Origin of the sequence: Bacillus sp. FDAARGOS_1420 (assembly GCF_019344915.1) — a bacterium.
GTDB classification, from domain to species: Bacteria; Bacillota; Bacilli; order Bacillales; family Bacillaceae_G; genus Bacillus_A; species Bacillus_A mycoides.
Genome location: NZ_JAHWJB010000002.1, coordinates 2,107,906 through 2,133,336 on the forward strand (window position 1 = coordinate 2,107,906; position 25,431 = coordinate 2,133,336).

The window sequence follows — 25,431 nt, forward strand, 5'->3', positions numbered from 1 at the left end:
TTATATAAAAAAGCCGATTTCTTGTAATCTAAAGGATAATCGGCTTTTTACTGTTCATTTATTTGTAGTAGTTGAAGAAATTCTAAAGGTATAATCATATTAATTATTATCTATAAAGTGAAACTTTAATCAGAGGGGGTTTTTTCAATCCCCACTGATTATTAGCCTTCACCAATCGGGCTTTTACGGGCAGCCCGACTCCCACAAATAGCGGGATAAGAACGACTTAATCGTTACTTTTAACATAACATCATTTACAGAAAGAAGGAATGATTATCTTCATTAAAATACAAAATTGGTTTAACAATAAAAACAAGATTATAATAAATAAAAATTTATTGTTAAACGATAAATTTCATGTTAGATTAAATAGATAATTAATAAATGAGGTGCTTTATATGAAACAAGGATCAACACTCTTTTTAAAGACAGCTATTATTCTGATTGGAATCCCTGTTCTTGCTTTATGTATATTTTTAGTTCCTAACATAGGGAAATATGCAGCAGAATTGTTCCCGGATATTGCATTTATAAAATATCTTGTTTTAATCAATCTATATGCAACCGTGATACCTTTTTATTTTGCTCTATATCAAGCCTTTAAACTTGTAAGCTTCATTGACAAGGGTAACGCTTTCTCGAAATTATCTGTTAGGGCTTTAAAAAAGATAAAAAACTGCGCAGTAACAATCAGTATTTTATATGTGGTAGGTATGCCACTCTTCTATCTTGTAGCAGAGAGAGATGATGCACCAGGTATTATTATACTTGGTATGCTCCTAATCTTTGCTTCAATGGTTATCGCAGTCTTTGCTGCCGTTCTCCAAAGACTTTTAAAAGATGCGATAGATATAAAATCAGAAAATGATTTAACGGTCTGAGGTGAATAACATGGCAATAATAATTAATATTGATGTAATGTTAGCTAAAAGAAAAATGAGTGTAACAGAGCTTTCGGAGAAGGTTGGAATTACAATGGCTAACCTTTCTATATTAAAAAATGGAAAAGCAAAAGCAATTAGAATTACAACTTTAGATGCTATTTGTAAAGCATTAGAATGCCAACCTGGGGATATTTTAGAATATCAACCTGAAGATACCGAATAAAAAAGAGTCCTTCTATTAATGAAGGCCTCTTTTTATTGCTCATTACGGCGCGAAGCTAACTTGACCCGTCAAAACTAAAATAATTGCGATGATCCAAAATATAAAAAATGATGAGGACAGTACTAATGAAATAATAGCTATCCCCTTTTTCTCTGTTTTTTTCGTCATTGTGATTATTGAAAGTATAATACCTACACCTGTAAGAGCGATCGTTACATAATCTCCAACTATATTTCCCGCATTCGCTATTCTCGTCGGAGTTATAAAAACGAATAAAAAACACATAATTCCGATGAGTAAAGATAAATAGCTTATTATACTGTACTTCTTTTTGGGAACTATTTCGATTTTCATAATACCCACCCCTTTTATATAGCTATGTGTTCATATTAGCATGAATAACCATAATTTGGTTAAAACAAAAAAACAGATAAAGTGGACACAACCACCTTATCTGCCATTACATTTCTACCTAATTACTAACCCAGCTATTTCTTCTTTATCGTTATAAGTTACGATAAAGGTACGTTGTTCTTTACTATACTTTGCTACAAGAATAACAGTATATAAACCATCTTTTTCTTCAATCGATTTTTTCTCAATTTTTTCGAATGTACCAGCTTTTTCAATTATAGGAGTAAGTTCTTTCATTTGCTCTTCTGATAAGGCTGATTTCATTTTACTATCAAATTTTTCATGTACTTCTTTATACTTTGCTTCATTTAATAATGATACAATTTCTTCCGCCTTCGGAATAAAGTTTTTTGATGTACTTTCATCTACTTTATTACCGGTACATGCTGCAAGCGCGAACGCCGCGATAGCACTTATAATAATAAGTAACATTCTTCTCATTTTCATACACCCTTTCTTTTTAAAATAAAACTATAACTAAAAACGAGTAAAGCACAAATTGCTATTGAAACTTCTGACATAATGATCCCGTTTTTCCCTGGTACATATAGAGATATAATGCCAGCTAATGCATTTGCGGTCCCATGGATGAGAATTGCATATACAACATAACGGAATTTCTTTTGGACGACAGCTTGTAATACAATGAAGGAAAGTCCAATATGCAATATCATCGCGAAGATGCGCTCAATACCGCCGAAATAGTAACTGTCACCATTTTGAATGACTGTTTGTGACAATAATAGAGATATTACCGGGATACCAACTATCAACACCGCCTCAATACCACCATGCCCTACTCCGAATAAAAATCCAGACTGCCAATCTCGTTGTTTCATAAAATAACGCATTGCAATAAAACGAGCTATCTCTTCAAAAATACCAGCTGACAAACTAAGCATAATCACAAATAATATAGGCTGCATGACACTAAACATTGAAAAAGCTGTGCTATTTCCATTTAAATAATTCAGTATTGGTATACGGATTAAAATTTGTGATACAACAAATGCCAATACGCCTAGCATATACGGGATATAACGTTTCTTCCAAAAAGCATATAAAAGTGCAACAAGCGGTAATCCTATACTTATACACGCTGTAAAAATAAGACCATTCATCTCGTTTCACCTCTTACTTGAAGTGTATAAAAACGAGTGAAGAAAGTATGTAGTTCTTTCCTATTCGGTTTCATTTTCATCATAGATGGTCATTTCATCTCTTTTAATATGAATGTTTGAGTAAAATAAGGACTTACATACGTTGTTTCTAACGTCGCATTATTTGTTTTATTCATAATACGTTTTAATGAGAATAACCCGTATCCTCTAGCCCCTTCTTTACTTGAATGGTTTTTCTCATAAATTTTTTGCAAATCAATCACTTCATCCTTTGAACTATTACGTACAATAAAATATTGTCGTGAATCCATTTCAAAGAATGCGATTTGCAATATCTTTTCCTTACTATGTACTGCCTCTTCAATTGCATTGTCTACTAAAACTGAAATGATGCGAATAAATGAAATGATCGTCATCGAAACAATTTCAATTTTCTCCGGTATATCAAGCATTACTTTTATTTGTTGTTGCTGGGCAGTACCAACTTTCGCTCTCAATACACTTCTCACTTCAGGTATATTTATACGAGATAATTTCGCAATATCGAGCTCATAATCGTTTATTAATTTTAAAGTTGGAGTAATAACGCCATAATACACTTGCGCGATTTCATTCACATTTTTTGTACATATTCCCGCCTCTAACGCAAGTAACACATTAATATAATCGTGGCGGAAACTAGCCAATTCATCATGCATCGATTCTAATTTCTCAACATAATCGAGCAATTCTTTATCTAAACGTTTTTCATGCTCCTCCACTAACTTCTCTTTCGCCAAATGTGAACTTAGTAATACAATAAGTAGTAATATAAAAAACAATACAATTGCTGATATGTAACTTAATTCACCATATTGTTGATTTAACTTTGCTAAAAAATCAGTGGATGGTCTAGTCAAAATTAGTTCAATAATAAACCCGACAATTAACAAAATATAAGTAATATAATATAGTGGACTTCCTACTATGTACTGAGCAATGCTTTGAATTCGTTTACGAGCTAATACAATACCTATAAAAGTAAGGGTTGATACGATAAGGTGAATAATGCTACCTGTCCATAAATATAAATTGAATGGCGTTAACATAAAGATTTTCATTCCTAAATCGAAAAGCAACATTTTCACTAACGTTATAATCACCATACTCACTAGTGCAAAATATAAATTATGCTTAAATTTCAATTCATTTTGCATTAATCCTAAACTTATTAGAAATAACACAATGGTACTATTCAACTCTGGATATCTCGTTACTGTTACAACAATCGCGAGTAAAATAATGAATACCGCACTTAAAGTTATTAACATTCTAACTGACAATCTATTGTACCGAATTAATTGAATGTATAAAAACGTATGGCTCATACTAGTAAGCAGTATTGCAAATAAATCATAAATATACATTACATCTCACCCTTTAACATGTTACGTACTTTACTCACTAAACGCCGTGATACTGGAATACGTTTCCCACTTTTTAAAACTAACATTTTTTGCTTCGCATCGTAAGAAGACATTTGCTTCGTATTCACGACATATGATTGATGACAACGAAATAACCGTTCATCTACTATTTCAATCTCTTTTAATGTTCCATAAAAATAAACGATACGATCTAACATCACTAAAGCTAAACGATGTGGTTCATCGGTCATAATATATTCGACTGCATGAAATGGCACTCGCACAGTAGCATTACTATTTTCAACAATAAAATCATCCGTAGTTATAGCAGCCTTATTACGTGCCTCATATTGAAGCAAACATTGTTCAAAAACTTGATAGCGTTCTTCATAAGGTAAACCTTTATCAATAAATGTTAGCGCTGATACCATATATTGATACGAGATTGGTGCGAATTCAGAATGCGTTGTTACAAACACAATAATCCCTTGTGTATCATATTTACGAATCTCTTGTGCTACTTGCAACCCTTTACGTTCTTCTCTTTTAATCTCAATATCTAAAAAATATATCGGTACATGAGTCGCCCTTGGAATGTTTTTAATAATAGTTTCACTTTTACTAGTTACTTCGATAAAATCGTACGGCAACATATATTTCTCACAAATCTCTTCAACTAACCGCTTCATTTGCTGCGCTTGTATGACATCATCTTCTAAAATGAAAATACTCATATTATCACTCGCTTTATAGAAATCTTTTACTTACATAAAAAATAGCAAAAACACAATCTCCCATCTACAAATTCATCTATGGCTATATAATTCAAATTGTTATAACAATCTCCTTCTATATAATTGAAAGAATTAATCCGCTTTAGCTTTTTATAAAACATAGAAAATAACCTCTACTTTTCGAGAAAACAGTAGAGGGTTATTCAAACTATTTATAAAGAAAGCTCCTTATCTCTATCAATAACTACCTTAAAAAACTCAGAGTAATGCGATAAAGAATAATCCGCTACATCACACTTCCCCTGAAACATACACGTGGAAATGCCTAATTCCTTTGCAGGTAATAAATCTAACTCTCTATCTCCAATTGCTAAATCAATATTGTGCATTTTATGTAAATGATCATAAGCTAAAGAGTTTGGTTTTCGAGGGAAACCATCGTCAATTGTAACCATATCGACGAAGTATTTGTCCCAGCCGTAATATTTTAAGATTTCCATAACTCCTGCCCTATGTTTATGTGTCATAATCACGTTTTTATGTGCAAATTTCAAAATCTCTTCGACATCTTCAAATGGTTTCATATCTTTTGGAGTAAACTTTTTCTTCAAAACCTTAATCTTTTCTTCCTGCGCACTTGAAATGTTGTAATACTGAATTGCGTGGGAATATGATATTTTTAAGTTTTTGTATATTTCTTGTTTATCTACTGCATCACCTAATATTTCAGAAAGCATCATTGTATATGCTGGATACGTATTAAATAACGTCCCATCAAAATCCCATAATATATTCATTTTATACACCTTCTATTTTGTACTTACTTACATTTTTATATATTTTGTATTACTAAATCCGCCCTATCCCTCGGCGATTCCGCTTCCCAATAATACTCCTCAGCTTTCCAATACCTACTTTGAAATTTTGAAAGATTCTTCTGCGTTTCTGGACTTTCACGTAGAAACCTTGTCTCTCTTGAACAATCCAAATACACCATATAATGAAAGAAATCTCTCCATTCTTTTCGCTGAAGAAAAACTCCTTCTATAATTATTACACCTACTAAAGGAAGCTGTATTTCTTTCATTTCACATGAATCTGTTTCATCATGATAAAAAGGTAATTCTAATTCAATGTCGCTTTGTAACTTTTGAAAAAGGTTTCGCAGCAACCAATCAATATCCCATTGAAGGTTGTAGTACTCATACCACTCTTCAAATCCTGTATTATATCGCTTGTTACGCTCGGTAATATGATCGTCAATATGAAAAATATGAAACGAGATTCCACTTCGTTTCATATTTTCTTCTAATTTTTTAACCAATGTTGTTTTACCCGAACGACTTAGTCCGTCTATACCTATTATAAATCGCTTATCTTTATGTTCCTTAATAACCTTCATTATTTCATTTGTGCTCATTACTTACTCCAATCTTCTTTTAATAATGAATAAACGACCGTGTCATGAGCAACATCATTTTGAATCATATATTTTCGAAGTAATCCTTCTTCTTGAAATCCGACTTTTGTTAATAAATTACGGGAAGCTTCATTTTCTATATATACAACAGCTGCAATTCTTATAAATTGCAACGTTTCAAATCCGTAAGCTAACATTGCTTGCAGTGCTTCGGTTGCGTATCCTTGCCCCCAATGTGTATCATCTAGCTCATAACCAATTTCAGCTCGTTTATGATGATTGTTAATTAAATGAAACCCACACGTACCAATTAATTGATCCGTTCCTTTCTTCTCTATTCCCCAGCGAAATACGCTTCCCTCTTCATTACGCTTTCTAAACGTTTGAATTGTCGTTTTCGCTTGCTCAATATTTTCGAAAGCATCCATCCCAAAATAACGAATAACGGATTCTTTTGAAAAATAATGGAACATCGTTTCTGCATCTAACAGTGTAAGTTCTCTTAATAGTAAACGTTCTGTCTCTAATTTTGGAAACCCCATCCTCTTTTTCTCCTTCTATTCTAATGAACTACAAATTTCAATATAATTACCGTCTGGATCGGCAATGTAAGCAATTGTTTGTCCCCACGGTTTTACGATTGGCTCAACTAGAACTTTAACCCCTTGTTCTTTTAATTTCTCAATCGTTCCCTTTACATCTTCTACAACAAACCCTAACTCAAAATGAGAAGATTGTAGTACACCTTCTGTAAGAGGTAGTCCCGTTAACTCCTTAACATCCTCTCGTGTATTCATCGCTAAAACTGTTGCTCCTGTTTCAAATTCAATATATGTACCGTGCTCTGCTCTTATTGGCAATCTTAAAATTTCTTTATAAAACTGAAGACATTGCTCAAACTTTTCTACATATAAAATAATGTATTTCATTTTTAAGTTCATAATTATTCCCCCTTAACCTTCACCTCTAAAAATTCGACAAATGTTTTTAAAAACCTTGTACCTTATTGAGATGAGCACAAAAAAATGAGGCCGATTTCTCGGCCCCCCAGCTTATTGGCATAAAACAGGAGATTTGGTTTGGACATAACCAGTTCTTACATTTATTATATTTTATTTTTTCTGAATTTTAAATATAATAAACACCTATTTATATTGAGAAAGTTTTTTTACTTGCATAAAATCATACCGCTTAAGAAATGCTACAAATGGAGGTGTATACATATGGAACCAATGCTATGTCCAAGCTGTAAAACGAACCGAACGCGCTTTAATATTCTTGAGCAACAAGTAAAACCAGTAAAATTAAATCCACAAACTGGTCATGTAGAAGAAGAATACACGAATGAAACGATGAACGCTTTTCATATGGCTTATCAAGGACCTACTTACCGCGTCCAATGTGCTGTATGCGGGCTTGTTGAAAACCCAGAGCAATTTATTAAACCGGCTCAAAATCAGTCTTTCTCTTAAACATTTCCCTACCCCCTATCAATTTTTTATAGGGGGTTTTTCCATTTTACATAAGCAAGGTGGACAATTGCTGTTTAATCAAAGGTTCCTAATTCATCTACATGTCTACTATTCATACACCGTCATATATTTTTCTTTTCCACACAAATATAGCGGCCCAATAGAATCAAAGAACAGCTAAGCCTTGCGACCCAAAGTAAGGAAAATTTGATGAAGCAACAACCTGCAACCTTACTAGACTACCATCACTTTGAATATTAAATACTGACACTGTACCCTGATTTCCATTAAGGGTGTAAAAATGTCGTCCATCTTTACTCACTCCAACATCCATCGGAAGACCCGGTGCCGTCCCCGGCGGTGTACTAGTAATATGCCTTACTACTGACACTACTCCATTGGGGGCGATTTGGTAGGTGGAGATGGTGCCACTTAAAGTGTTCGTAGTGTAGGCAAAACGTTCATCCTTCGTTGTTATAACCCAACAGGCAGTTTTATATCCGTTTTGTACAGAGCCGCTGATTACATGAAGAGTACCGTCATTGCTCAATGAATAAGATGACAACGCATTTGAAACTGCTTCTGTAACTAAGAGAATTCCGGACGATAGAAAGTAAGCACCCAATGGGCCTTTACCGTAAGAATCATTAACAATTGGTCCTGTAACCGTACCATCTTTATTTACATGGAAGACACTGAGATGGTTTGATGTAAGCTCGGAGACAACAATTTTACTACCATCCGGGGTGAAGAGAACTTGTGCGGGCTGAGCATTAAAGGTACTGAGAGCATGAGTGGATCCTGGAATAAGTGTAAGGTTTCCCTTATCATCTATGTGAAATCCAGTAATATTTGATGCAAAATTGTTTGCAGCATTACCTACATTGGAGACATAGAGAAGATTACCATACACACCAATGCTATTGGGCTGAGCACCTCCTGATGACTTTACATCCACGAAAGTCGGCACCCCGTTATCTGCTATGATAAAACTACTGATACTATGGCTGCCTGCGTTAACTGCAAATAGGAAACGACCATCACGGGACAAAGTCAGAGAACCTTGTGATGCTAGAGGATCTATACCATCGTTTGCCGTTTCTGTAGAAACTTCCTTTATACCAGTACCTCTTCCGTAAGTTCGGTAAGAACCCACAAAGGTGAGCATTCCATTCGTATCCATATGAAAAGCAACAATGTGATTCATTACTTCATTATTAGTCATCATGTATACCATACTCGCACGAGCACGAAAATAATTGTTCATTCTCTGCATTTTATGACTCTCCTCCCTTCATAATTTTATATGGTTCTTTTTCCATTTAAATTCCCATTAAAATGGAAATTGTTTTAGGGATATCTCTTACTCATCTCGTAGTTTCTTTAAGTGAAAACCTTATTCACTTCCATATTATATTTTCAACTCCACACTCTTTTAGTAATATTTACATAAGAGAGGTGAAATAAATGATATTTAATAACAGATTAATGCTTCCATCCGCATTACTACTATTAGTTTGCCACATGATCATACTCTACTTTTGGATCTTCGACTGGAAGAAAATAACGACTCCCTATGGACTATTTATATGGATAGGATCAACTATTTGTGGCTTTTTACTTTATTATCATTTTAAAAACCAAAAATCTAATAAAAAAATATTAATCGGTAGCTCATTATTATTAATAGCTTCCTCATCATTTATGATTTTGTTAGGTGTTGTTACAGGTGTTATCTTTATTATCGTTAGCTCTATGCCTTAATTACATAGTTTTTATTATATAAAAAAGAATGAACAAAAAGAATTTTTTATATAACAAAAGAAGATGATTCCCATAAATCAATACGAAATCATCTTCTTAAAAATTTCACGATTTGTTACAATATTTCCTTTTTTAACTTTTTAATTTTCCAAAATAAATTAATAAATATATATAAATATATAAAAACAAAAAATCCTATCATACCTTTATATAATCCAGATTCTGATACTCCAAAAAAACATAAGTACAGCGCTGGAATTAACATTGCAAACATAATTGCAATGAACTGTAACAACTCAGTAAGCTTTTGTATCTTCGTTTCCTTGTCTGAATATATATCAGGCAATTCATTTACCTCTTCTACTTCCTTACAAAAATAATTCCATCCTGTAAAACTCGTTACGCGTTTCCAACCAGACATTTCGTATATTTCGAAATACTCTTGTTGTTTTTCTTTTGAATCTCTATAAACCAATCTAAAATCTGCTTTATAAATTACATCTTTCGGCTCAGTTTTCTTAAACGTATACATTACATTATACTTTTTTAGCGCCCAGCCTTGTTGATGCATTTTTCTTAAAAAGGCTTCCTCTTTTTCTAAACTCCATCCTGCGTAAAATTTAAATACCCTTTTTGTCTCCATCTTCCATTCACTCCCCTAATATACTGCTTCCATTCCCTACAGATCTCTGCAGTCTGTTATACTCTAGCTCTAACACTTCTCTCCCAAACGGTGTTAACTCATAGCACTTCTTTCTGTCTGTAGAGGCAACTTCAACAATTAACTTTTCTTTTAGTAACTTCGTCGTATTCCCGTATAAAGTACCAGGACCGAGCTTTACTTCCCCATTTGTCATCTCTTCTACCATTTGCATAATTCCATAACCATGCATTGGCTTTACAAGTGACAACAATATGTAATATGTCGCCTCAGTTAATGGAATGTATTTTTGCGCTTTCCCATTCATTATAACTACCTCCGATACATCGCTTCGTGATATATCGACTTTCGATATATCTTATACCGATATTGTATAATCATATTCCAAAATATGCAAGTGGAATTTTAAAATTAAATATCCATTTCTTCAAATTAAAAAATCATATCAATTTTCTGAATAATTTGTTAAAATATAGAAATATCCGCTTTTATTTTGAAAGGAATGATACATATGATAACTAAATTGAAAGAAAACATAGGATCTGTTTTTGTCGGTAAGGAAAATGTAATTGATTTACTCCTCGTTTCACTGCTTGCTGATGGACATGTACTGCTTGAAGACGTACCTGGTACTGGAAAAACATTACTAGCAAAAACAATTTCTAAAAGCATTGGTGGTAATTTTTCTCGCGTTCAATTTACCCCTGATGTACTTCCGAGTGATGTAACAGGTATTGAATATTTCAATCCAAAAACTAGTGAATTCGAATTAAGACTTGGACCAGTTATGACAAATATACTACTCGCAGATGAAATTAACCGCGCGATGCCGAGAACACAATCTAGTTTGTTAGAAGCGATGGAAGAACGACAAGTAACGCTTGAAAAGCAGTCTACTCCTCTTCCGAAACCATTCTTTGTTATTGCGACGCAAAACCCGATTGAATCACAAGGAACTTTCCCTCTTCCAGATGCACAACTTGATCGCTTTTTAATGACGATTTCAATTGGTTATCCGTCTCCTGAAGATGAATTAAAAATGATGCGCCGTTTTCGTAACAATGCACCGTTAGAAAGCGTCACATCTGTCATTTCTTTAGAAGACATTTTAGAAGCACAGAAACAAGTGAAAGAAATTTTCGTATCAGAACCGTTAGAACATTACATTATTAAGCTTGCTCACGCTACAAGAAATCATGATTACATTGCTAACGGTGTAAGCCCGCGTGCTACATTAGCTTTAGTACGTGCGGTTCAAGCACTAGCCTTTTTACGCGGCAGAGAATACTGCACACCTGAAGATATACAATTTTTAGTTCCTTCCGTTTGGAATCACCGTATCGTCTTATCGATGGAAGGTGCCTTACGCACGACAAAAAATGAAATCACGCAAAGGATTTTAAAAGAAGTTGACGTACCTGTGGAGATTGAACAAGCATGAATGGACAGCGCGTTGTAACTGTACCTTTATTTTTCCAACTCCATATTATTCAATTAACTGTGCCAGGCGCTATACTATTTACGTTTTTTCTGCCGCAACGAATTATTATGTTTCTCTTTTTCTTCTACTATTTATTTGCGATTTTCATTTATAAATATGTCGCTTACATAGAGAAACGATTTCAAGTTATAAATGAAAAACAAACAACTCGGCTTTTCCCTGATGAATCTGGACAGTTTTTTATTCATTTAAAAAATGGTGCAAATATACCACTCGTTAACGGCGTTTGTTATTTTCATTTAAATTCATCTCTTATACCGCATAAAGATCAAGGGATTGAACAAATATCAAAAACGTTATTTTCTTTCCCATTTTCACAACCTGCTCATTCAGCGCAAAAATGGGATTTAACATTAACCGCAACGAAGCGTGGTGTGTTTCAAATTGAACAGTTCGAATGTGTTTTAAAAGATCCTTTTCATCTTTTAACTGTACATTTACCTGTTTTCGATAAGTTAAAGGCTGAAATTATTGTGTACCCTTCTCCTAAAGAGGTAGCCGGTTTACAAGAACTTCAGCAACTATTAACAGGTTCGTATCGAACGAATTTCTCTTTTTACAATGATGAAACATCCATTATCGGTGTTAAACGATATGAACGTGAATCTTTCCGCTCTATTCATTGGAAAGCATCTGCTAAAATGCAGGCGTTACAAGCGAAACAATATGAACCTGTAAAAAATTATAGTTGGACAATTTGTCTTTCTTTAGCTGCTGATCGTGGGTTTGGTTGGAAAGAGAATGTAGAAGACCTTATTTCATTTACAACATACATTTGCCAATACGCAACGAAGCATCAAATTCCGTTTGAGTTATTTATTAGCGTTTTAGCAGAAGGCGGCCCTTTGCTTTTACCATTAAACGAAGGACAAACACATTACGCCAAAGCGTTAGAAGAATTAGCACGTATTTCAGATGATAGTACGCTACTTCCGAAACAAGGATTTCTTCACTATGTAACGAGAAAAAGGGAACGCTCATCTACAATGATATACATTGGTTTGCAGAAAAAGGAGCTCCCTCTTCTATCTCAGCCTACGTTCCTCATTAATAATGAAGGGATGGTGGAAAAGCTTGAAAACTTGGCTCTATCACGTTAATGACTTTATTCTGCTCCTCCTTCTTTCATTATTAACGGAAAGAGATGAACTCATTGGTATTGCTATATTTTTAGTGACCGGTTATGTAGGAGTATTTCTTATTCATAAATTTATGAAGAAAAAAACGACAGGTTTTGTACTACTGTTAGTTATTCAAATAATCGGCTGTTCTTTATTTCTACCTTTCACTATTTTAGGCACAATATTATTACCACTGTTTTTCTTTATCGTACACTCTGTTGGACCGGGATATCCAGTACAAAAATCGTTAGGCGGTATTGTATGGTTTGTCGTTTCAGCTATATTTTATGCCCCCTTTCCACCATTGTGGAAATTGTTACTATTAACTTTACACATTATGATTACCTTTTGGTTAACAGGTTCCAATCGTAATCAACAGCTATTACGTTTCACTTCTATTATTACGATTGGAATAATTAGCGCTTTACTTATTCCGGTATTTCCTTATATTCGGCTTCTTTTTTCTTATATCATACAAGTAGTTGCCTTAGGATTTGGTTATGCTTTAAATCCATTGTTCTCGGCAGCTGCATTAAAAGATACAGACGACTTTTGGTCGAATAAAGGAAATTTAAAAGATCCTCAAATTAAAGAGGACCTGGGGCATCGTCCTTTTGATCCAACTCTCATAAATAGCATTACAATAATAGTCTGTACAGCCATCGCTATTTACGTCGTTTGGAAAATAGTAAAAAAACGAAAACATTTGAGTTTACCAAATATGCCTGTCTTTGAATCTACAATCATTACTGATAAAGAAGGCATTAGCCAAAAACGGTTCAAACGAAATAAACCACCACATAACGAAATTCGAAAAGAAATTTTCAAACTCGAGAGTAAACTATCCCCTCCTTTAAATCGTGAACGAGGAGAAACTGTTGAAGCTTGGCTAGAGAGAATTAATGATGAAGAAGAGGTAAATATTCAGAGTCATATTATTATAGACGCGTATAATGCAGTGCGTTATTCAAATGGTGAAAACACTATACTTCTGCATAAATTTAAGGAAGAGGTTCATAAGCTTTATGCTTATCAGAAGAGTTTGAAGAAGAAGAGAAAATGATGTATACAAAAAGACTCCTATTAAACTAGGAGTCTTTTTGTGTAAAAGTCCACGTTGCTTTTCACAAATTATGCTTTTTTTCCTGCTTCAATTTCTAAAGATTCTTCATGCCACCAAAGTGTTTCTTCAGGATCCTCTTTAGCAATTTGATGTGCTTCTTTTTTCGATTCTACAGTAGGATAAGAACCTTTTAGTGCACGTCCTGATGTTGTGACAAACAGTACACTAAACACAATTAATCCAATTACACTTACACCAGTTAAATAAAATGCTGGTGCCAGTGGATTACCAGTAGCATGAACTAAGTATGAACATACAAGCGGCGTTGTACCACCGAATATAGATACAGAAATATTAAAGGAGATAGAAAGCGCACGATAACGTACATCGGTGAAAAAGAGCGCTGGTAATAACGAAGGCAATGTTCCTTCATATACACTAAGGAAGAAACCTAAAATGAAAATACCCGCAAACATGGCTACAATATGTCCGTTACCAATTAATAAAAATGCTGGAATTGAACATAATGCTAAACCAAGTAAGCCAATTTGTACTACGCGTTTATTACCTACTTTATCACTTAGTTTACCGAAATAAAGTGCCAGTGGAATCATAAGTGCCATCGTAATTGAAATAATTAATAAGCCCGTTGTTTCTTTGACTTTTAGTACTTGTGTTAAATAAGAAGGAATATACGAAAGGATCATATAGTTTGTAATGTTAAAGAAGGCAACAATTACTGTGCTTAATAAGAAGTCTTTTTTGTGATATTTTAATATATCCATAAATGAAAATTGTTCGTTGTCTTCAGATTCCTCTTGTGCTTTTTCCATCTCTTGAAAGATTGGAGATTCATCTAAATGACGTCGTAAATATAAACCGACCAAACCAATTGGTGCAGCAATTAAGAAAGGAATACGCCATCCCCAGCTGAACATTTGCTCATCTGTTAATAATAACGTTAAAATGGTAACAATTACCGAGGCAGCAATGTAACCTGAGAGTGTTCCAATTTCAAGACCACTACCGAGTATACCACGCTTTTTATCTGGAGAAGATTCTGCGATATAAACCATTGCACCTGAATATTCGCCGCCTGTAGAGAAGCCTTGAATCATTCGAGCAATTAAAAGTAGTATTGGTGCCCATACACCAATTTGTTCATAGGTTGGTAGTAATGCGATGAATAATGTAGAAAGTGCCATTAAAATAATAGTTGTACTTAAAACAATCTTTCGGCCATACTTATCTCCTATTCTACCAAAGAAAATACCTCCGATTGGTCGAACGAGAAAGGCCGCTGCAAATGTACCAAATGTAAGTACAAGTTGCAAACCACTATTATCCACACCTGAGAAGAATAATTGACTTAATATTACCGCTAAATACGCGTATAATCCAAAGTCAAACCACTCCATTGCATTCCCAATGCCAGTAGCAATAACTGCTTTTTTCGCTTGTTTAGAATTGACAATATTAACGTCTTGAGGTTCAAAATTTAAATCATTATTTTGTTGCATATAGTAAAACAGCTCCTTATTTAATTTAACTTCTTTAAGCACACCTTCTCTTACTAGAATAAATTCAATACGAAGCACTTAAGGAAAAGCAACGTCTCCTTATCTGTTATTATTGTTTCACATAATTAATTATTTGTCCAATTAGATGCTTTCTAGGTTAAGTAATTTACTATTTTAAAAAGCTGAAGAAGGCGCTATACGAGTACCTTTTTCAGCTTTTTATTTTAATACGTAAATTTATTTTTTTCACCCCTATTTTCTTCCTATTTGAATTAAAAATAAGGTGCTTTTTTATAAAGTTTTTTAAACACTCGCTATAGCTGATAAGCTATGAATACAGGAGATACACTCATAAATAAATGCATCAATTTCTTCTTTAGTAATTATATATGGAGGAAGTAAACGGATGATGTTACCTTGTGTAACATCGACTAAGATCCCTTTCTCCATTAATTCTAACTGTAGTTTCTTTACGTTTTCATTTGTATCATTCAAACTAATTCCAAACATCATCCCAGCATGACGTACTTCCTGAATATAATAAGAATTTTCTTTCTGAATTTCTTGCAATTTATCATTTAGATAGTGTGACATTTCATACGCTTCTTGCATTAAACCATCGTCAATCAATGTATTTAAAACCGTTAACCCTAAAGCCGTTCCCATTGAAGAATGAGCAAACGTTGTGCCGTGATCTCCTGGTGCAAATACATCACATAACTTTTCACCTACAATAATTCCGCCAAGCGGTATCCCGCCTCCTGCTCCCTTACCAATTTGAATAATATCCGGTGTAATATTGGAATTTTGATAAGCAAATAGTTTACCAGTTCTCCCCATACCACTTTGAACTTCATCAACGATAAGAATGACATTATATTTATCACATAAGTTTTGAACACCATGTAAATATTCACCCGATAAAGGGTATATCCCCCCGCTACCTAATACAGGCTCTAGCATAATCGCAATTGGATTTTCTTTAACAATTGTTTCTTCTAATTGCTCTATATTCTCGCGCTCTACTTCATATACAGGAATCGATGTTTTAGGGAAATTTTGATATACACTTTCTTGTCTCGTAAAATGAAGTGCCCCTAACGTACGCCCGTGGAAGCTATTCTTCAGCACTACGATTCCTTCACGTTCCTCATGCGTATTCGCTCTATATTTATCAATTAATTTCAACGTTGTTTCTGTCGCTTCCGTACCAGAGTTTGTAAAAAAGACTTTTCCATTTTTTAAAGAGCAATCAACTAATTTCTTTGCATACTCAATCGCAACTGGGTTTAAAAAATGAAATGGGAGATGCAGAGATTTCGTAACTTGTTCCATTGTCGTTTGCACGATTTTCGGGTGATTATACCCTAATACGTTCACTCCGACACCAGAAAATAAATCTACATACTCTTTACCATCCACATCATAAAGCTTGCACCCTTCTCCTCTTTCTATCGCAACCTTCGTACGACAATACGTAGGCATCATATATTCTTTATCTAATTGAAACCAATCCGACATTTTAAATTCCTCCTAGTTATTTTCCGTGTTTATTTATGTTCATTCTCTATAAAGTCATATATAAATTCATTTTTAAGATTGTAATTTTAATAGTAATTTTCTTCCCGATATTCATTTTTCCATAATTTCTTCTATTTCAACAGGTCCACTACATACACGTTTTTTTCATCTAGCGGTATGTTACTATTTTGAACTTTGCGTGTCATACATAATCAAGGCTATAAAATCATATTTAGTAACAATGGAGAAAAAATATTTGGAGGCTATATCGATGGATGAAAACTATGATAAACAGGGACAATCTTTACTAGGGAAAGGCTTTAATGAAAATGGAGAACGTAATGAACAAGCTACACTTCACTCTCAAACAGTTGGTTCACGTGGACCTATTTTAAAGCAAGATAATGTACTGCACGAGGCGTTACAAGAATTTATTCACGAAAAAATTTTAGAAAGGCCTGTTCATGCAAAAGGATTTGGTGCATTCGGTTATTTTCAAACGATATATCCGATGTCTGAACATACAAAACTAAGCTTTTTACAAAATTCTAACGAGAAAATTCCTGTTATGGTTCGATTTTCATTAGCTGTTAGTACGAAAGGAACACCTGATACTTCTAGAAATGTACGTGGTTTTGCTACAAAATTTTATACAAATGAAGGCATTTTCGATCTTTTATGTAATCACATTCCTGTTTTTTCAGTTCGTGATCCAATGCGTTTCCCTGAAACAATTCAAGCGTTGTTACCTTCACCTAAAAATAACTTAATAGACCCTAATAGCTTTTGGAGCTTTGTCGCTAGAGCACCCGAATCCATTCATTTTGTTGTCCATCTATTCTCTGATGCCGGTACGGTAAAAAGCCTTCGCCACATCCCAGGACATAGTGTAAATACATATGTTTGGAGAAATGCTCACGGTAATCGAAAGTATGTAAAGTATCATTGGTACCCATTTGAAGGTGTACAATTCATTACTAGTGAGGAAGCGAATAAACTGGCCGCCGAAAATCCTGATTATAGCGGGAAAGATTTATATGATGCAATTGAGGCTGGTAAAGCAGTGGAATATGGTTTATATGTCCAGCTCATGGATCCTAAAGATGAAACACACCTTTCTTATGACCCTTTAGATGATACAAAAGTATGGGATGAAAAGGAGTATCCTCTTATACCAGTAGGCAAAATGGTATTAAATAAAAATCCTGAAAACTATAAAGAACAAGTAGAAAAGGTCGCTTTCTCCCCTTCTAATTTACTAGACGGTGCAGAACTATCAGACGATAAAATGCTGCAAGGGCGTGCTAACATTTATAGTGATTCTCAAAGAAGAAGAATTGGACCTGAATTTCGTAAAATAGCGATCAACCAACAGCAAAATTGGGCACCTGCTAATCAAGCAACTAGCGGTGACGGAAGATACGTTGAAGGAAAACTTGAAAGAGCTTCTATAACTAAGAAAGACGACTTTGGGCAGCCTGGTGAATTTTATGCTAAATTATCACATATCGAAAAAGAACATCTCGCTGAAAATTTAGCTAATGATTTGAAAGTTATATCCGGAGATATAAGAAAGGCAGTTATGGGGTATTTCCATGAAGTGTCAGATGATTTGGCAAAGAGGATTGAGAGTGCGATGCAAAGGCTTTAAGAATATAAAAAAACGTCATTTTTAATGATTAAAATGACGTTTTTTTATGGCGAACTTACTAGTGGTTTCTACCGATTAATTTACATTTATTTACGAAAACTTTCCCTTCAAGATTTTCATTGCATCATTTTATATTATGATATTCATTTCTCTTTTTCAGATAATCTTTTTCACATTGTAACGGCTTGTATTCCACGATTTTCCCTTGCTTCTTTTTCGTTTCGGTAACAATCCATTCCCCTTTTTCAAGGTTTAGGCGTTTCATTACATTAGTATCGTCTATTTCTTTATAAAGTAAAAATGCTTCTTGCGCCTTCACAAATAATCTAGGCTCTCCCCTATATCCACCACTATCATAAACTTTAGTTAGCGAATTATAATAAGAATCATTTTCCCTTCCGCCATACATCAAATGCGCAGCCTCTAGGTCTCTTTTACTAATTTCCCGAAAACTATTTTCATCAATCTTTAAATCAAATGTAGATATAATGTCATTCATAATGTTTTTCACATACTTTTCATCACGAATTTTACTTTCTTCCAGACAATCTGAAGATAACCTTGGTGCATTTGACTGAGAATGTACCACATGCTGTATAGATACGCACAAAATAAATACACTTAATACATACAATAGTTTTTTCATATTTAAGTATCACCTCAAATGATTTAGATACTATATTATTTGAGGCTTAGGATATTCTTATGCTAAGAATGAGAAAGGTCCTATAAAATAGACTTTTTATAGGACCTTTGCTTTTAATATTGATTTATCAGTTTCATCGGCGAAGCAAGTACCTTACTACTTTTCACATCATATAATCCTATAGGCGTTACTCGTATAAAAGGCAAGTGCGTCGCAGAAAAGAATAAAATCGTAAATGCCGGATCGTCATACGCGTAGCCACGCTCTTGTAATAATTTCACCATCTGTTTTTCTTCCTGTATTAATTCACTCATTTTTAAATTAGACATAATCCCGAGCAACGGTAATGCTATTTCGTGTAATACTTCATCCTTTTCAGCTATTACCATTCCCCCGCCAAGCTCTTTTACCCTATGAAAAGCTGTAAGCATATCTTCTTTACTCTTTCCAATGAGGATGATGTCACCTGTACCGGAATATGAGCTAACAAGGCCTCCTAATTTATTTGCAAAGCCTTTTACAACTGTATCCACTCGCCACGTCCCGTCACGAGCAATCATCATAAGGAAACATTCATCATGCTCAATAGAAAGTTCCTCACCGTTTAAGTCGATTTCAGTGACATATGGTTTTGAAATAACATCATTTAATAATTTTATACCTGTTGTTTCAGAAAAAATCATATCTTCTTTCTTTAAAGACCAGTCTAATGATAATGGAGTTACTTTGAATTTACTCCAGTCTATATGTAATGATGCATTTTTGTTTATTCCGTCACGCTTCATCCACTTACCCTTTGCAATTACACTTATTGGAATCGGATTTTCTTTACTTTCCAAAATATTAATATTAGCAATTCTACCTGTCGCAATTGAACCATGTAAATGTTCCATATTATAATAACGAGCAATGTTATAGCTTGCCATATGGTAAGCATCTATTACCGGAATCCCTTGCTTTATCGCGGTAGAAATCATAACGTTTGTCATTCCATTTTCATAAAATGAAGGATGTGAGCCGTCTGTAGTGAGAATGAATCTATCAAACTGCTTTACTCCTAGTTCCAACAATTCTTTCAGTAAAACTTCTAAATCTGGGCGGATTGAAGAATTCCTAAGAGAAACAGTGTACCCTTGCATAAGGCGAGTTAAAGCCTCTTGTCCTGTCATCGCTTCATGATCACAATCAGTACCTAGTAACTTTAACTTCGCTAACGTTGATTCAGACGCACCGGGAAAATGACCTTCTACTTTTTTCTGTAACCGCTTTGTTTCCTGTACCCAATTTAACATCTCATCATCGCCATTTAATAGTTTTGGCCATGCTGTTAACTCGCCGCCTTGAAGAACCGCTTCATGCTTTAGCCACTCTATTATTTCTTCACTATTAAATAAAGATTCACCATTTTGCAGCTCAGTTTGTCCATCAAAACGGCACCACCAATACATACTTGCTGGAATCTTGTAAGGTAAGAACCCAGCGCCTTTCCATATTTCTATGATAGGTTTCCAAGAACTCCCCACCGAACCGTACGTACCCCTCTCAAGGTATACGGCTCTCCATCTATTCAGTCTAGTTTGCCCATATGCAAATCAACATGACATCTTTTACATAACACCATTGTCTTTCTTTGGCGGGCTATCATTTGTTTCTCCCACCACTTTTTACCTTTTAGGTCTTTTAATTTTCTAACATGGTGCACTTCTAAATCTGAAGTTTCTTTTTTACACCACTCACATTTATACGCCATTAGGCGTTGAATAAGAGAGGTTGATGCCATATTTTGATTCTCACTTGGAAAATAATTCACATTCCCATTATTTATCGGTGTCTTGCGTCTTTGAAACCCTTTATTATAGAGTATTTCAGACTTAATTCCCTTTTTTGTTTTATAGAAAATTGTAAAAACGCCTTCTACCATAAACTTCTTTTTTGCCTTTGCTAAAGTGGTCCTATATTTATTAGCTAAAGTTTTGTACATCGAATATTCTAAGAAATATTTATAACTATTTAGATGACATACATTTACTGCCAATTGATAGTATTGATACGTGCCTCGAATTTCACCATTATAAGTTCTTAGGATTTCAATCGGATCCAGTCCCAACAGCTCTGATCGATGCATCGGTTTCCATTTTCCTGTACGCTGGGAAATCTGTATAATGCCTTTTTTCATTAACCGTTGATATAACGAGTGAGTGGGCATATACAATTCACATTTCCCTTTATATGGGCGTGTTCTTCGACCGTCTGCTCTTCTTTTCACCGCATTGTCGTTTAATATTTTAATGTCATATCCTAAAAATCTTACTTTCTCACGAGTATTAGTAATTTTTGTTTTTTCCTCGGATAAAGTTAGCTTCAATTTATCCCTTAGAAATTCGGTGAGATTCTTTTTTATGTCTCTTGCATCCTGTTTGCTCCCTATTATTCCTATTAGGAAATCATCTGCATATCTTACATACTGAATTCTTTTATATTTTTCATCAACCGGGAGTTTTGCTTCCATATTATCTCTACTTTTAATAGCCTCAGCTCTTTGTTTTATCAGCTCTTTTTGTTTTTTCTCTTGCTTCTCATTTTGGATTTGTTCGTTAAGAATACGAATTTCTTTTTGAATCAGACTATATTCTGGATTAGTTCTTTTAGATTTTCCTATATCAAAATCCTTTTTGAACTCTTCCATATATTCATCCAGTTCATTTAGGTAAATGTTTGCCAATATTGGACTTATAACTCCACCTTGCGGTGTACCACTATATGTTTTGTGATACTTCCAATCTTCCACGTATCCTACTTTTAAGAACTTCCATATGAGTGCTATGAGTTTTTCATCTTGAATTCGTTTCCTCAATATTCCTATCAAGACGTGATGACTGATATTATCGAAGAATTTTTCTATGTCCCCTTCAATAAACCATCTACATCCTGTGAATGAACCCTTAATTTGCAATAAAGCTGAATGACAACTCATATTTGGCCTAAAACCATGAGAGCGATTGCTAAAAGTAGGATCATATATAGATTCCAGAATATTCCTAAGGACTTCTTGTACCAATTTGTCATCTATTGACGGAATCCCTAATGCCCTTCGTTGTCCATTCTTTTTTGGAATGTACACCCTTCGAGCTGGATTCGGCTGATATGATTCATCTTTCATCTTTTCGATAATACGTTGTATTCGATTCATGGACATACCATCTATTGTTTGGTTATCTGTTCCAATCGTCATATTTCCTTCTTTAGCATAAATATTTTGGTAGGCGTTAAGATAAAATAATGGATTGTACAAATTCCTATAAATTTTCATGTATTTATAGTTCTTATCTGTACTATGTTTTACTAGATTTCCTAATACAATTTCAGGATTTCTCAAAGCCTCTCGCTCCTTCCTTCTTTGTAATTAGTCGAATAGACTGCTTTCCTTCGCCCTGTACATAGCTTTCCTATGCTCTGACTACTACGAAAGCTCCGTTACCGTATTGGATTTTCATGAGCCACACACCTTGCTTTTTACACTTGGTATCATCCTCAATAGCCTACTTGCTAGGCACTCCAACTTAGGTAATCCCCATTTAGTACATATAAGAACAAGGGCGTTGTAATATCGGATGCCATCTTCGTTTGTTTCCTGATGCTCAGGTTGAGTTACTTTTGTTCTGCCCACACTTTTAAGTGTGTTTCATGAGAAATTCGACAAATTTTCTCACGCTCAAGTAACGTGGCTTATCAATGACCCTTTCACCACGGGCGACGATACTCCCTCTTAAACTATGGTTGAAGCAGTTTAGCTTTCATCCTTATTTACAACGTTTCGTTTTGCTCTTCAGTCGTGCCTAGGTCATTTGGGCAACTTAGAGCTTTCCTTACATGCTCTGGTCCCGTCCAGATTTCTCTTTTTCGGTAAGCAAGGTAACGAATAGGTTAAGCGCAGACTCCTATCTCTTTCCCACAGAGATTTCTTATATGCCCGTATGGGCGCACTTCAAATTCATCTAATAAACGAAATGCATCTTCACGTTGTAACGTGAAAAATAAAGTTAAATTATCATTAATAAAAGTTGTTGTCCCAAACTGCATCGCATGATTCGCTAAAGTTTCTGGATTATACAATTGATATGGATGTGCATGCGGTTCAATGTAACTAGGAACTACATACTTTCCATCACAATCAATCACTTCACATTCATGTAGTTGCTCTGGCAGTTTTTCTCCTACATATATAATGCGGTCATCATAGATCCAAATATTTGCTTGCACCCACTCGCGCATATAGGAATTTAAATATGTTGCATTCTTGAATAAAATGTGCGGGCTTCTTGTGCCATCTATTACTTCAACATGCTCTCGTAATTGTGTGTTACTCCATCTAAACTGATTTTGTCCCAATGTATTTCACTCCACATCAATTTACTTTTATTTATTAAAACAAAAATAATTAACTAACTAAAGTATTTTCCATTCATAACTCCCCTGTATATCCCCTATACCCTTTATTATATTGAATAATTACAAAAATAACAATTTTCAAAATTCATAATATATCTCTTTGATCCAAAATAAAAAAGATGTCATGCAACTGACATCTTTTTATACTAGACTATAAGATTGAATTACACTTGTATCCGTATTTATGTTCTACATATACTTGATTGCTGCCATACCATGAATGCTAATACTGTCCTTTAAAGCAGTATTCCATTCGCTTTCTTTTCATCTATTTCTTAAATTCAATTTGCATCATTTTATTAAACTGTGTAAAAACATCCATCGCACCTAAAGAGTTAATATTGGCAGCTAATGTATGTTTGCCTCCCATTACTCCGCCAACAAAAGTTGTAAATCCAGGAATTGCCCCTCCGTGACCCCAAACTGAAACACCGTTTGGAAGTTTAGTCTCATAGATCCCAAGGCCATATCCATCACCAACACCTTTTCCTTCTATAGGAACTGTAGTAAGCATTTCTTTTAGCTCGCGTTCCTTCAATAGCTTACCACCGAGTAACGATGAAAAGAACGTATTTAAATCGTCCGCATTAGAAATCATATCTCCAGCTGAATTAGCTAAACTCGGATTATAATACGTTATGTCTTTCAAGTCTCTTGTTTCTTCAATTTTCATATACCCTCGAGCATGATTCTTTCCTGGAATTACGGGTGAATTCCCTGGTAAAAACGTATTTGACAGATCCAAAGGCTCAATAATTCGCTTTTCAATTTCTTCTGCATAACTATTGCCACTTATTTTTTCAATAAGCATTCCCAATATTACGTATCCTGTGTTTGAATACAGCCATCCCTTACCTGGTGAAAAATCTGGGGGTAGAGAAAGTCCCATTTTCACTATTTCTTCTGCTGTATACGTTTTTCTCGAATTCATTATGTCAGCGTCTTTTGACTTTAAGTATTCAGCTATACCACTCGTATGATTCAAAAGTTGACGTATCGTAATTTGATTGCCATCATACCCATTTCCTTGAATGAGACCGGGTAGCCACTTTTCAATTGGATCGTCAAGTTGCACGCGATTTTCTCCTACTAATTGAAGAACAGTCGTAGCGGTAAAAGTCTTCGTCACACTCCCAATCCGAAAACGATAATCCGATTTCATTGTTTTCTTTGTATTTAAATCCGCGACGCCAGCAGTATAACTACTAATCTTTCCATTGTTAGACGTCTTCGCTAATATTCCCGGGGTTCCAAGCTGTACTGTTTCCTGCATTACTTGTTTCCAACCATTCCGATTCTTTTGATCATGCGATTGTGACGGACTAGATAAATTTTGAACAGACTCTGCTTTCACAGTAAAATCTGGTGTGAATAGAGTAGTACCCGCTAATAAAACTGCCAAACTTGCTAACTTAATTGAATTACATTTTTTCATAAGGCTCCCTCTCCTCTATTAATATCGGATTAATTCAAGTTATACTTTAATCCTATATGATAAAACTCTCTTTTTTCTTATCCATTCCTTACGAAATACTTACGTTCAAATTTTGATACGATAAACTGAGAAAGGGCTATGCATGAAAATAAAAAGGGCATATAAAATAAGGACAGCCACTTAACTGCCCTTATTTTCATTTCACCTCGTCTTTATTATTTTTAAGATGATTCATTAATTGTGTTCGTTTCAAAGGTACATATATGTTTGTTCCAGTAACATATCTTTTTCCCAATCGAATTATCTTATAAATTTCAGGAGTGCATATTAAGATTAACAATAAAAAAAGAACGTGTTTTCAATTTATCAAAACACGTTCTCTTACATACTTAAAACCCTATATCAACTTTTTATTTCATTCACTT

General features: G+C 34.4%; 25 protein-coding genes and 2 pseudogenes. 8 read left to right on the forward strand and 19 right to left on the reverse strand.

The features are described 5' to 3' along the window. Positions 1-398: 398 nt before the first annotated feature. Both I6L50_RS21040 and I6L50_RS21045 read left to right on the forward strand, forming a co-directional pair. Positions 399-881: a DUF2975 domain-containing protein gene (locus tag I6L50_RS21040; RefSeq protein WP_002032872.1), complete on the forward strand. Its 483-nt coding sequence runs from the start codon at positions 399-401 to the stop codon at positions 879-881. Positions 882-891: 10 nt separating this feature from the next. After that, positions 892-1,107, forward strand: a complete 216-nt coding sequence (locus I6L50_RS21045) for a helix-turn-helix domain-containing protein (protein WP_000974615.1) — start codon at positions 892-894, stop codon at positions 1,105-1,107. A gap of 42 nt (positions 1,108-1,149) precedes the next feature. Here the strand turns inward: I6L50_RS21045 and I6L50_RS21050 are convergent, their stop codons facing one another. The 9 genes from I6L50_RS21050 to I6L50_RS21090 all read right to left on the reverse strand — a co-directional run bounded on the left by I6L50_RS21050 (position 1,150) and on the right by I6L50_RS21090 (position 7,143). Beyond that, the gene (locus I6L50_RS21050) at positions 1,150-1,461 is read right to left on the reverse strand and encodes a hypothetical protein (protein WP_044438217.1); all 312 of its coding nucleotides are present in this window, start codon (positions 1,459-1,461) and stop codon (positions 1,150-1,152) included. A gap of 114 nt (positions 1,462-1,575) precedes the next feature. Beyond that, a complete protein-coding gene (locus tag I6L50_RS21055) occupies positions 1,576-1,962 on the reverse strand; it encodes a DUF3887 domain-containing protein (protein WP_088039640.1) in 387 nt (128 codons plus the stop codon). A 2-nt stretch (positions 1,963-1,964) separates the two neighbouring features. Beyond that, positions 1,965-2,642 carry a YhfC family intramembrane metalloprotease gene (locus tag I6L50_RS21060; protein ID WP_219302849.1) on the reverse strand — a complete coding sequence of 226 codons (678 nt, stop codon included), beginning with the start codon at positions 2,640-2,642 and terminating at the stop codon, positions 1,965-1,967. Positions 2,643-2,731: 89 nt separating this feature from the next. Further along, positions 2,732-4,048: a GHKL domain-containing protein gene (locus I6L50_RS21065; RefSeq protein ID WP_219302851.1), complete on the reverse strand. Its 1,317-nt coding sequence runs from the start codon at positions 4,046-4,048 to the stop codon at positions 2,732-2,734. Continuing rightward, positions 4,048-4,782 (reverse strand): response regulator transcription factor, encoded by a 735-nt coding sequence (locus tag I6L50_RS21070; protein WP_219302853.1) that lies wholly within the window; start codon positions 4,780-4,782, stop codon positions 4,048-4,050. Before I6L50_RS21070 ends, I6L50_RS21065 begins: the two co-directional genes overlap by 1 nt. Before the next feature lie 212 nt (positions 4,783-4,994). Beyond that, the gene (locus I6L50_RS21075; protein WP_088039644.1) at positions 4,995-5,579 is read right to left on the reverse strand and encodes an HAD-IA family hydrolase; all 585 of its coding nucleotides are present in this window, start codon (positions 5,577-5,579) and stop codon (positions 4,995-4,997) included. 35 nt (positions 5,580-5,614) lie between these two features. Further along, on the reverse strand, positions 5,615-6,202 hold the full coding sequence (locus I6L50_RS21080; protein WP_219302855.1) for a kinase: 588 nt from the start codon (positions 6,200-6,202) through the stop codon (positions 5,615-5,617). After that, positions 6,202-6,744, reverse strand: coding sequence for a GNAT family N-acetyltransferase (locus I6L50_RS21085; RefSeq protein ID WP_219302857.1), 543 nt, complete (start codon positions 6,742-6,744; stop codon positions 6,202-6,204). Before I6L50_RS21085 ends, I6L50_RS21080 begins: the two co-directional genes overlap by 1 nt. Before the next feature lie 15 nt (positions 6,745-6,759). Then, a complete protein-coding gene (locus I6L50_RS21090) occupies positions 6,760-7,143 on the reverse strand; it encodes a VOC family protein (protein WP_113937591.1) in 384 nt (127 codons plus the stop codon). A gap of 282 nt (positions 7,144-7,425) precedes the next feature. Between I6L50_RS21090 and I6L50_RS21095 the strand changes: the two genes are divergently transcribed. Further along, positions 7,426-7,674: a hypothetical protein gene (locus I6L50_RS21095; RefSeq protein ID WP_002013535.1), complete on the forward strand. Its 249-nt coding sequence runs from the start codon at positions 7,426-7,428 to the stop codon at positions 7,672-7,674. A gap of 166 nt (positions 7,675-7,840) precedes the next feature. On the opposite strand, the gene I6L50_RS21100 is transcribed toward I6L50_RS21095, so the two are convergent. Then, a complete protein-coding gene (locus tag I6L50_RS21100) occupies positions 7,841-8,950 on the reverse strand; it encodes a lactonase family protein (protein WP_113937592.1) in 1,110 nt (369 codons plus the stop codon). Between the two features lie 191 nt (positions 8,951-9,141). Here I6L50_RS21100 and I6L50_RS21105 point away from each other — a divergent pair, with 191 nt between their 5' ends. Further along, positions 9,142-9,438: a hypothetical protein gene (locus I6L50_RS21105; protein WP_219302859.1), complete on the forward strand. Its 297-nt coding sequence runs from the start codon at positions 9,142-9,144 to the stop codon at positions 9,436-9,438. A 115-nt stretch (positions 9,439-9,553) separates the two neighbouring features. Here I6L50_RS21105 and I6L50_RS21110 read toward each other — a convergent pair whose 3' ends face one another. Then, a complete protein-coding gene (locus I6L50_RS21110) occupies positions 9,554-10,081 on the reverse strand; it encodes a DUF2812 domain-containing protein (RefSeq protein WP_219302860.1) in 528 nt (175 codons plus the stop codon). Between the two features lie 7 nt (positions 10,082-10,088). Then, complete coding sequence (locus tag I6L50_RS21115; RefSeq protein WP_219302862.1) at positions 10,089-10,406, reverse strand: PadR family transcriptional regulator; 318 nt, start codon at positions 10,404-10,406, stop codon at positions 10,089-10,091. 204 nt (positions 10,407-10,610) lie between these two features. Here I6L50_RS21115 and I6L50_RS21120 point away from each other — a divergent pair, with 204 nt between their 5' ends. Genes I6L50_RS21120 through I6L50_RS21130 form a run of 3 tightly spaced genes read left to right on the forward strand, consistent with a single transcriptional unit; the run spans position 10,611 to position 13,784 of the window. Further along, entirely contained in the window at positions 10,611-11,540 is a 930-nt protein-coding gene (locus tag I6L50_RS21120; RefSeq protein ID WP_003190194.1) for an AAA family ATPase, read from the forward strand. Continuing rightward, on the forward strand, positions 11,537-12,700 hold the full coding sequence (locus I6L50_RS21125) for a DUF58 domain-containing protein (protein WP_219302864.1): 1,164 nt from the start codon (positions 11,537-11,539) through the stop codon (positions 12,698-12,700). The genes I6L50_RS21120 and I6L50_RS21125 overlap by 4 nt, the downstream gene beginning before the upstream one ends. Then, positions 12,675-13,784: a DUF4018 domain-containing protein gene (locus I6L50_RS21130; protein WP_219302866.1), complete on the forward strand. Its 1,110-nt coding sequence runs from the start codon at positions 12,675-12,677 to the stop codon at positions 13,782-13,784. The genes I6L50_RS21125 and I6L50_RS21130 overlap by 26 nt, the downstream gene beginning before the upstream one ends. A 68-nt stretch (positions 13,785-13,852) precedes the next feature. Here I6L50_RS21130 and I6L50_RS21135 read toward each other — a convergent pair whose 3' ends face one another. Next, a complete protein-coding gene (locus I6L50_RS21135) occupies positions 13,853-15,304 on the reverse strand; it encodes an MFS transporter (RefSeq protein ID WP_219302868.1) in 1,452 nt (483 codons plus the stop codon). A gap of 303 nt (positions 15,305-15,607) precedes the next feature. Then, complete coding sequence (locus I6L50_RS21140; RefSeq protein WP_219302870.1) at positions 15,608-16,825, reverse strand: aspartate aminotransferase family protein; 1,218 nt, start codon at positions 16,823-16,825, stop codon at positions 15,608-15,610. Positions 16,826-17,096: 271 nt separating this feature from the next. Between I6L50_RS21140 and I6L50_RS21145 the strand changes: the two genes are divergently transcribed. Then, on the forward strand, positions 17,097-18,476 hold the full coding sequence (locus I6L50_RS21145; protein WP_219302872.1) for a catalase: 1,380 nt from the start codon (positions 17,097-17,099) through the stop codon (positions 18,474-18,476). A 124-nt stretch (positions 18,477-18,600) separates the two neighbouring features. Here I6L50_RS21145 and I6L50_RS21150 read toward each other — a convergent pair whose 3' ends face one another. The 5 genes and pseudogenes from I6L50_RS21150 to I6L50_RS21170 form a co-directional block, all read right to left on the reverse strand. Beyond that, complete coding sequence (locus I6L50_RS21150; protein ID WP_219302874.1) at positions 18,601-19,122, reverse strand: hypothetical protein; 522 nt, start codon at positions 19,120-19,122, stop codon at positions 18,601-18,603. Positions 19,123-19,235: 113 nt separating this feature from the next. Further along, a pseudogene (locus I6L50_RS21155) lies at positions 19,236-20,585 on the reverse strand (adenine deaminase C-terminal domain-containing protein); the annotation flags it as partial. Positions 20,586-20,689: 104 nt separating this feature from the next. Then, on the reverse strand, positions 20,690-22,498 hold the full coding sequence (locus tag I6L50_RS21160; RefSeq protein ID WP_219302876.1) for a reverse transcriptase/maturase family protein: 1,809 nt from the start codon (positions 22,496-22,498) through the stop codon (positions 20,690-20,692). Between the two features lie 599 nt (positions 22,499-23,097). Continuing rightward, positions 23,098-23,511 (reverse strand): annotated as a pseudogene (locus I6L50_RS21165) (adenosine deaminase); the annotation flags it as partial. A 328-nt stretch (positions 23,512-23,839) separates the two neighbouring features. After that, the gene (locus tag I6L50_RS21170; RefSeq protein ID WP_219302878.1) at positions 23,840-25,006 is read right to left on the reverse strand and encodes a serine hydrolase domain-containing protein; all 1,167 of its coding nucleotides are present in this window, start codon (positions 25,004-25,006) and stop codon (positions 23,840-23,842) included. Positions 25,007-25,431: the final 425 nt, after the last annotated feature.

What these genes read in the sequence shown, in the direction of transcription:
- I6L50_RS21040 (WP_002032872.1), top strand. Translation starts at nt 399, where the DNA reads ATGAAACAAGGATCAACACTCTTTTTAAAGACAGCTATTATTCTGATT.
- I6L50_RS21045 (WP_000974615.1), top strand. Translation starts at nt 892, where the DNA reads ATGGCAATAATAATTAATATTGATGTAATGTTAGCTAAAAGAAAAATG.
- I6L50_RS21050 (WP_044438217.1), bottom strand. Translation starts at nt 1,461, where the DNA reads ATGAAAATCGAAATAGTTCCCAAAAAGAAGTACAGTATAATAAGCTAT.
- I6L50_RS21055 (WP_088039640.1), bottom strand. Translation starts at nt 1,962, where the DNA reads ATGAGAAGAATGTTACTTATTATTATAAGTGCTATCGCGGCGTTCGCG.
- I6L50_RS21060 (WP_219302849.1), bottom strand. Translation starts at nt 2,642, where the DNA reads ATGAATGGTCTTATTTTTACAGCGTGTATAAGTATAGGATTACCGCTT.
- I6L50_RS21065 (WP_219302851.1), bottom strand. Translation starts at nt 4,048, where the DNA reads ATGTATATTTATGATTTATTTGCAATACTGCTTACTAGTATGAGCCAT.
- I6L50_RS21070 (WP_219302853.1), bottom strand. Translation starts at nt 4,782, where the DNA reads ATGAGTATTTTCATTTTAGAAGATGATGTCATACAAGCGCAGCAAATG.
- I6L50_RS21075 (WP_088039644.1), bottom strand. Translation starts at nt 5,579, where the DNA reads ATGAATATATTATGGGATTTTGATGGGACGTTATTTAATACGTATCCA.
- I6L50_RS21080 (WP_219302855.1), bottom strand. Translation starts at nt 6,202, where the DNA reads ATGAGCACAAATGAAATAATGAAGGTTATTAAGGAACATAAAGATAAG.
- I6L50_RS21085 (WP_219302857.1), bottom strand. Translation starts at nt 6,744, where the DNA reads ATGGGGTTTCCAAAATTAGAGACAGAACGTTTACTATTAAGAGAACTT.
- I6L50_RS21090 (WP_113937591.1), bottom strand. Translation starts at nt 7,143, where the DNA reads ATGAACTTAAAAATGAAATACATTATTTTATATGTAGAAAAGTTTGAG.
- I6L50_RS21095 (WP_002013535.1), top strand. Translation starts at nt 7,426, where the DNA reads ATGGAACCAATGCTATGTCCAAGCTGTAAAACGAACCGAACGCGCTTT.
- I6L50_RS21100 (WP_113937592.1), bottom strand. Translation starts at nt 8,950, where the DNA reads ATGCAGAGAATGAACAATTATTTTCGTGCTCGTGCGAGTATGGTATAC.
- I6L50_RS21105 (WP_219302859.1), top strand. Translation starts at nt 9,142, where the DNA reads ATGATATTTAATAACAGATTAATGCTTCCATCCGCATTACTACTATTA.
- I6L50_RS21110 (WP_219302860.1), bottom strand. Translation starts at nt 10,081, where the DNA reads ATGGAGACAAAAAGGGTATTTAAATTTTACGCAGGATGGAGTTTAGAA.
- I6L50_RS21115 (WP_219302862.1), bottom strand. Translation starts at nt 10,406, where the DNA reads ATGAATGGGAAAGCGCAAAAATACATTCCATTAACTGAGGCGACATAT.
- I6L50_RS21120 (WP_003190194.1), top strand. Translation starts at nt 10,611, where the DNA reads ATGATAACTAAATTGAAAGAAAACATAGGATCTGTTTTTGTCGGTAAG.
- I6L50_RS21125 (WP_219302864.1), top strand. Translation starts at nt 11,537, where the DNA reads ATGAATGGACAGCGCGTTGTAACTGTACCTTTATTTTTCCAACTCCAT.
- I6L50_RS21135 (WP_219302868.1), bottom strand. Translation starts at nt 15,304, where the DNA reads ATGCAACAAAATAATGATTTAAATTTTGAACCTCAAGACGTTAATATT.
- I6L50_RS21140 (WP_219302870.1), bottom strand. Translation starts at nt 16,825, where the DNA reads ATGTCGGATTGGTTTCAATTAGATAAAGAATATATGATGCCTACGTAT.
- I6L50_RS21145 (WP_219302872.1), top strand. Translation starts at nt 17,097, where the DNA reads ATGGATGAAAACTATGATAAACAGGGACAATCTTTACTAGGGAAAGGC.
- I6L50_RS21150 (WP_219302874.1), bottom strand. Translation starts at nt 19,122, where the DNA reads ATGAAAAAACTATTGTATGTATTAAGTGTATTTATTTTGTGCGTATCT.
- I6L50_RS21170 (WP_219302878.1), bottom strand. Translation starts at nt 25,006, where the DNA reads ATGAAAAAATGTAATTCAATTAAGTTAGCAAGTTTGGCAGTTTTATTA.